Annotated in this window: 5 protein-coding genes; all 5 read left to right on the top strand. The window is 72.4% G+C overall.

The window, feature by feature from the left end:
* Nucleotides 1-351 (top strand): NTP transferase domain-containing protein (gene mobA, locus PROKR_RS33365; protein ID WP_036958985.1); only part of this gene is annotated, 351 nt, incomplete at its 5' end.
* On the top strand, nucleotides 348-596 hold the full coding sequence (locus PROKR_RS01190; RefSeq protein WP_036958986.1) for a DUF6457 domain-containing protein: 249 nt from the start codon (nucleotides 348-350) through the stop codon (nucleotides 594-596). The genes mobA and PROKR_RS01190, both read left to right, overlap by 4 nt.
* 53 nt (nucleotides 597-649) lie before the next feature.
* Nucleotides 650-1,198: a methylated-DNA--[protein]-cysteine S-methyltransferase gene (locus tag PROKR_RS01195; protein ID WP_036958987.1), complete on the top strand. Its 549-nt coding sequence runs from the start codon at nucleotides 650-652 to the stop codon at nucleotides 1,196-1,198.
* A gap of 83 nt (nucleotides 1,199-1,281) precedes the next feature.
* Complete coding sequence (locus PROKR_RS01200) at nucleotides 1,282-3,900, top strand: DEAD/DEAH box helicase (RefSeq protein WP_036959011.1); 2,619 nt, start codon at nucleotides 1,282-1,284, stop codon at nucleotides 3,898-3,900.
* A 207-nt stretch (nucleotides 3,901-4,107) separates the two neighbouring features.
* Nucleotides 4,108-5,940 (top strand): MSCRAMM family protein (locus PROKR_RS01205; RefSeq protein ID WP_211239988.1); only part of this gene is annotated, 1,833 nt, incomplete at its 3' end.

A 5,940-nucleotide genomic window follows, 5' to 3' on the forward strand; every position in this document is an offset into this window, starting at 1 on the left:
GGGCTCGCGGCCGGGCTGCGAGCGCTGCCGGACCCGGGCGCGCCGTGGGTGCTGCTCCTCGCCGTCGACGTGCCGGGCGCCGCCCGGGCGATCGTGCACCTGGAGGAGGCCGTTTCACGTGAACCCGTGGACGGCGCCTACCTGGTGCACGAGGGCAGGGCGCAGTGGCTGGTCGGGCTGTACCGGCGCGCGGCCCTGGACGGAGGGCTGGACGGGGTCGAGACGGACGGGGCACCGATGAAGCGCCTGGTCGGCGCGCTCCGGTGCGCCGAGGTCCCGGACCCGGCAGGCTGGAGCGACGACATCGACACCCCCGCCGACGTGGCCCGATACCGGAAAGACGAGAGATGACAGACCTCAAGCAGTGGATCTCCGACCTGGAGTCGGAGCTCGGCCTCCCGACCGGCACCATCGACATGAAGAAGGTCCTGGACCTCGCCCGGGACGCCGCCCATGCCGTCGAGCGCCCGGCGGCCCCGCTGACCACGTACGCCGTCGGCTATGCGGACGGGCTGGCCGCGGCCGGCGCGCTCGTGGCCGAGCCGGACCCCACGCAGAAGGCGACCGAGCTGGCGGCCCGCTGGACCACCGACTGACCCTTCGCGCCCGGCTGCGGGCGGTGTCAGTGGTGCCGCCTATCGTTGGCGGTATGGACCGGAACAGGCTCGAGTTCACGGTGGTCAGCACCGCGATCGGCGAGTGCGCGCTCGTCTGGAACGAGGACGCGGAGATCGTCGGCTCGACGCTGCCGCACGGCAGCTCCGACCAGCTCCGCGCCGCCGTACGGGGCTGGTACCCGGGCGCCGTCGAGGCCCCGGCCGACCCGGTCGAGGCCGCCGTCGAGGGGCTGAAGCACCTGCTGGAGGACGGCGAGGGAGACCTCGCGGAGATCCACCTGAACATGAGTGCCGTGCCCGACTTCGACCGCCGGGTGTACGAGATCGTGCGCGCCATCCCGCCCGGCGAGACCCGAACGTACGGCGAGGTCGCCACCGAGCTGGGCTCGCCAGGAGCCGCGCAGGCCGTGGGCCAGGCGATGGGCCGCAACCCGTTCCCGCCGATCGTGCCGTGCCACCGGGTGCTGGCCGCGGGCCGCCGTGTCGGCGGGTTCTCGGCCCGCGGCGGCCCGCGGACCAAGATCCGCATGCTGGAGACGGAGGGCGTCTACCTGGAGCAGCCCACGCTCTTCGACCTGTGAGCGTGGCAGCAAGACCGGGGGTGAAGCGCGGGCCTGGGGGAATCGAGACCGCCCACGTGGCCACCGGTGCGACACTGTCCTGCGTGCCTGACGTCCCCGCCCACCCCCTCCTCGACGTGCTCCTCGCCGGTGGCACGCGCGCGGAACGGCTGACAGCGTCGCGCACCTTCCCGGAGCGCACCGCGCAGCACGCGGACTGGCCCGACTGGGCCGATGCGACGGTCGTGCAGGGCTACCGGAAGCTCGGCGTCGACCGGCCATGGACGCACCAGGCCGAGGCCGCGGACCTCGTCCACCGGGGTCGGCACACCGCCCTGGCCACGTCGACAGGTTCGGGCAAGTCGCTCGCGTTCTGGCTACCCGCGCTCTCGGCGGTCCGGACGGCGACGGCCGCCGCCACGCTCGACCCGGGCAACATCGCGTCGGCGCACGTGCGCCCCACGACCATCTACCTCAGCCCCACCAAGGCACTGGCCGCCGACCAGCTCAGCGCGCTCGAACGCGTGCTCGACGCGGCCGGCACGCGCGACGTCCGCGTCGCCACGTGCGACGGCGACACGTCCCGTGAGGAACGCTCGTGGGTGCAGGACCACGCCGACGTCGTGCTCACCAACCCCGACTTCCTGCACTACGCGCTCCTGCCCAACCATCGACGCTGGTCACGGCTACTGAAGGGGCTGCGGTACGTCGTCGTGGACGAGGGGCACGCCTATCGCGGCGTCTTCGGCGCGCACGTCTCGCTCGTGCTCCGCCGGCTTGCGCGCCTCGCGGCGCGGTACGGCGAGGGCTCGCCCACGTTCGTCGTCGCCTCGGCGACGACGGCGGAACCCGCCGTCAGCGCGGCCCGCCTCATCGGCGTACGGCCCGACGACGTCGCCGCCGTCACCGAGGACGGCTCCCCCTCCGGACGCCGCACGGTACTGCTGTGGCAGCCGCCGGAGATCGCCTCCTGGCGTGCGCCGGTCGACGGCGGCGAGGACGGTGTCGAGATCGGCAGCCCGCACCGAGATCGGTCCAGCGACGAGCCGAACTCGATGCGACGTGCCGATCTCACGGAACCCGACCCCTGGGCCCTGCCCGGCGCGGACGGCGAGGCCGAGCCCGTCGCGACGACGGCACCGCCCGAGCATCCCCGCCGGTCGGCGACGGCCGAGGTCGCCGACCTCCTGGCCGACCTCGCCGAGGCCGGTGCTCGCACCCTCGCGTTCACGCGGTCCCGGCGTGGCGCGGAATCGGTCGCCCAGCAGGCACGCGACCACCTGCGGCACTCCGCACCCGAGGCCGGCCGCCGGATCGCGGCCTACCGCGGCGGCTACCTCCCGGAGGAACGCCGCGAGCTGGAGCAGGCGCTGCGCACGGGCGACCTGCTCGGCCTGGCGACGACCAACGCCCTGGAGCTGGGTGTGGACATCTCCGGCCTCGACGCGGTGCTCATCGCCGGCTGGCCGGGCACCCGCATGTCGCTGTGGCAGCAGGCGGGGCGCGCCGGCCGGGCCGGCTCGGACGGTCTGGTCGCGTTCGTCGCCCGTGAGGACCCGCTCGACACCTACCTCGTGACCCACCCCGAGGCGGTGTTCGACGCCCCGCTGGAGGCCACGGTGTTCGACCCGTCGAACCCGCACGTCCTGGCACCGCACCTGTGCGCGGCGGCCCAGGAGGCGCCGCTGCGGTCCGACGACCTCGCCGACTTCGGCGACCCAGCCCACGTGCGCGGGATCCTGGACGTGCTGGTCGCCCGGGGCGCACTCCGGCGTAGGACCTCCGGGTGGTACTGGACCCACCACCAGCCCGCCGCCGGTCTGACCGACCTACGCGGCGCGGGCGGCACGCCCGTCCGCGTCGTGGAACAGGGCACCGGCCGGATGCTGGGCACGGTCGACGCCGCCTCGGCAGACGGCCAGGTACACGACGGCGCCGTCTACACGCACCAGGGCACCACCTACGTGGTGGCGCACCTCGACCTGACCGACCACACCGCCGTCGTACAGCGCCGCCGGCTCGACTACGGGACGTGGTCGCGGTCGGTCATGTCGGTGGCGATCGAGGGCTGGGACGACGGCGGCACGGCCGCTGCGCAGGAGGGCGACGGCATCCCGGACGACGACCCCGGCCGCGACCTCGTCACCCGGGAGTGGGGGCCGATCGCCTGGGGCCTCGGTCCGGTGGAGGTGACGTCGCAGGTGGTGAGCTTCCAGCGGCGCCGCGTCCCGGACATGCAGGTCCTGGGGACGGAACAGCTCGAGCTGCCCGAGCACACGCTCGGTACGGCCGCGGTCTGGTGGTCGGTCCCGGAGTTCGTGCTGCGCGCGGCGGACATCTCCCCCGAGCAGACGCCGGGGGCCCTGCACGCCGCGGAGCACGCGTCGATCGGGCTGCTGCCGCTGCTGGCGACGTGCGACCGCTGGGACCTCGGCGGGGTGTCGACGGAGCTGCACCCCGACACCGGCGAGGCCACGGTGTTCGTCTACGACGCGTACCCCGGGGGCGCCGGGTTCGCCGAACGGGCCTACGAGCTGGGCGGGACGTGGCTGCGCGCCACACGCGACGCCATAGCGGCCTGCCCCTGCGCCGACGGGTGCCCGGCCTGTGTGCAGTCGCCCAAGTGCGGCTCGTACAACGCGCCGCTCGACAAAGCAGCGGCCGTACGGCTCCTCGATGCCGTGCTGTCCCACGAACCGGTGTCCGCGGCGCGACCCCGCTAGGATTCCGCGCCTTTATCACCGCTATTTTCTGGCACTCTTCTATTACTTTCCCGGAATGCAGGTCGCGGACGTCGCGGTGACAAGAAGATGCATTCTGATCATATGCATTTCACTGCGCTTGCACCCCCCGCGCGGGGCCCGCCCAATGGAACCACGACCGTGGCCGCCACGGTTGCTGTTCCACCTCTGGGTGATGAGGAGCCGGGTGTGCCTGAGACGTCACTGCGCAACGAAGCCGTCCCGTACGGAAAGGGCGCGCATTTCCGCATTCCGCGAGCAGCTCTCGCCCTTTCACTTGCCATAGGGCTCAGTGGTGTGGTCCCGCCCGCGGCACAGGCGAATGCCACGGGCAACGTGGTGCTCGGGGACTTCGAGATCGACGGCAACTACTACGAGGGGTTCGGCAACGCTTCGACGCCGACCGACCCGGTCGACCCGGCCGCGGACGACTGGGGCACGCCCGCGGTCGAGGACGCCTCGGCGCACGTGGTCGACGGCATCGGCAGCGGCGACACGACGGTCCTGGACGACGGGCACGAGGACGACCCCCTGTCCGTGTGGCGCGACGCGGCCCAGGGCAACGCCCCCGGCGCCGCGGACATCCAGAACGTCTGGGCGTACGACCGCGTGGTCGACGGGGATCTTCATGCCTTCTTCGCCTGGAACCGCGTGGCGACGCAGGGGCAGGTCACCTGGTTCCTGGAGCTCAACCAGCGCGCGAACAGGGTGAACGGCAACGGGGTGTCGGTGCCGAGCCGGTCGGAGGGCGACCTTCGCGTCACCCTCCAGCGATCCGGATCGGCTCTGACCATCCTCGCGGTCGACCGTTGGGTCGGCCCGGCCGACAACGGCTGGGCGCCGGCGCCCGCCGCGGACATCGTGGGCAGGGTGAACGACTCGACGGTCACCCTGCCCGACGGGCCGCGCACGGCCCAGCTCTTCCTCGAGTTCGGCGTCAACATCAGCGCGCTCTTCGGCGAGGCCTCGTGCGGGTTCGGCGACTTCGTCGCCATGAACCTGCGCTCGACCGCGGGCGGTGCGAATGCGGAGCTCAAGGACTACGTCAACCAGGAGGTCGACATCGACTCGACCTGTGCCTCGCTGACGATCGAGAAGAACGACGAGGACGGCAACCCCGTCGGTGGTTCGACCTTCACCGTCACGCCGAACCCTCTTCCGGACGGGGCGGGTGACAGACTGGAGATCACCGACAACGACGCGAACGACGCCGATCCCGCCGACGGTGTCATCCGGATCCCGGCCGTCGAGCCGGACATCGAGTACGCCGTCGTCGAGTCGGGACCACCACCGGGCTATATCGGTGCCGCCCCGCAGACCGTCACCCCCGGTGAGTCCGCCGCCGAGACACTGACCTTCGTGAACTCGCTCGGCTCCATCTCCTGGGAGAAGCGCGACGCCGTCACCGGCGAGCTGATCTGCTGCGCGACCTTCCGTGTCCAGGGCACGGCGGGCGCCGCGGCAGAGGATCCGTGGAACGTCGACCTCGAGATCACGGACAACGACGGTTCGCCGGGCGCGAACCCCGAGGACGGGCTGCTCACCGCCGCCGGCCTGCCGACAGGGACGTACACCGTCACGGAGGTCACGCCGCCCACCGGGTACCAGCTCCCGCCCGAGGGCGAGGCGTCGGTGAGCGGGATCGAGGTCACGGCAGCGGACCCGCACGTGGCGATCGCGGCCCCGTTCGAGGACCCGCAGATCTTGACCGACCTCACGCTGCGCAAGACCGATGCCGTGAGCGGCGACCTCCTGGACGGCGCCGTCGTCCAGCTCTACCTCGACGACGGCGACGGTGTGGACGACGAGCCCGACGAGGGTGATGAACCCGTGGGCGAGCCTTGTACCACCGGGCGTGACGGCCCTGGCCTCTGCACGGTCACCGACCTTCCCTTCGGGCTCTACTACTGGTACGAGGTGTCGCCGCCCCCCGGCTACGAGCTGCCGGAGGACCGCACGAGCCCGCTGATCCCGGTCACCGCGGAGAACGCGGGCACGGCGCAGACCTTCACGTACGCGAAC

This window comes from Promicromonospora kroppenstedtii DSM 19349, from assembly GCF_000515355.1.
GTDB lineage: Bacteria > Actinomycetota > Actinomycetes > Actinomycetales > Cellulomonadaceae > Promicromonospora > Promicromonospora kroppenstedtii.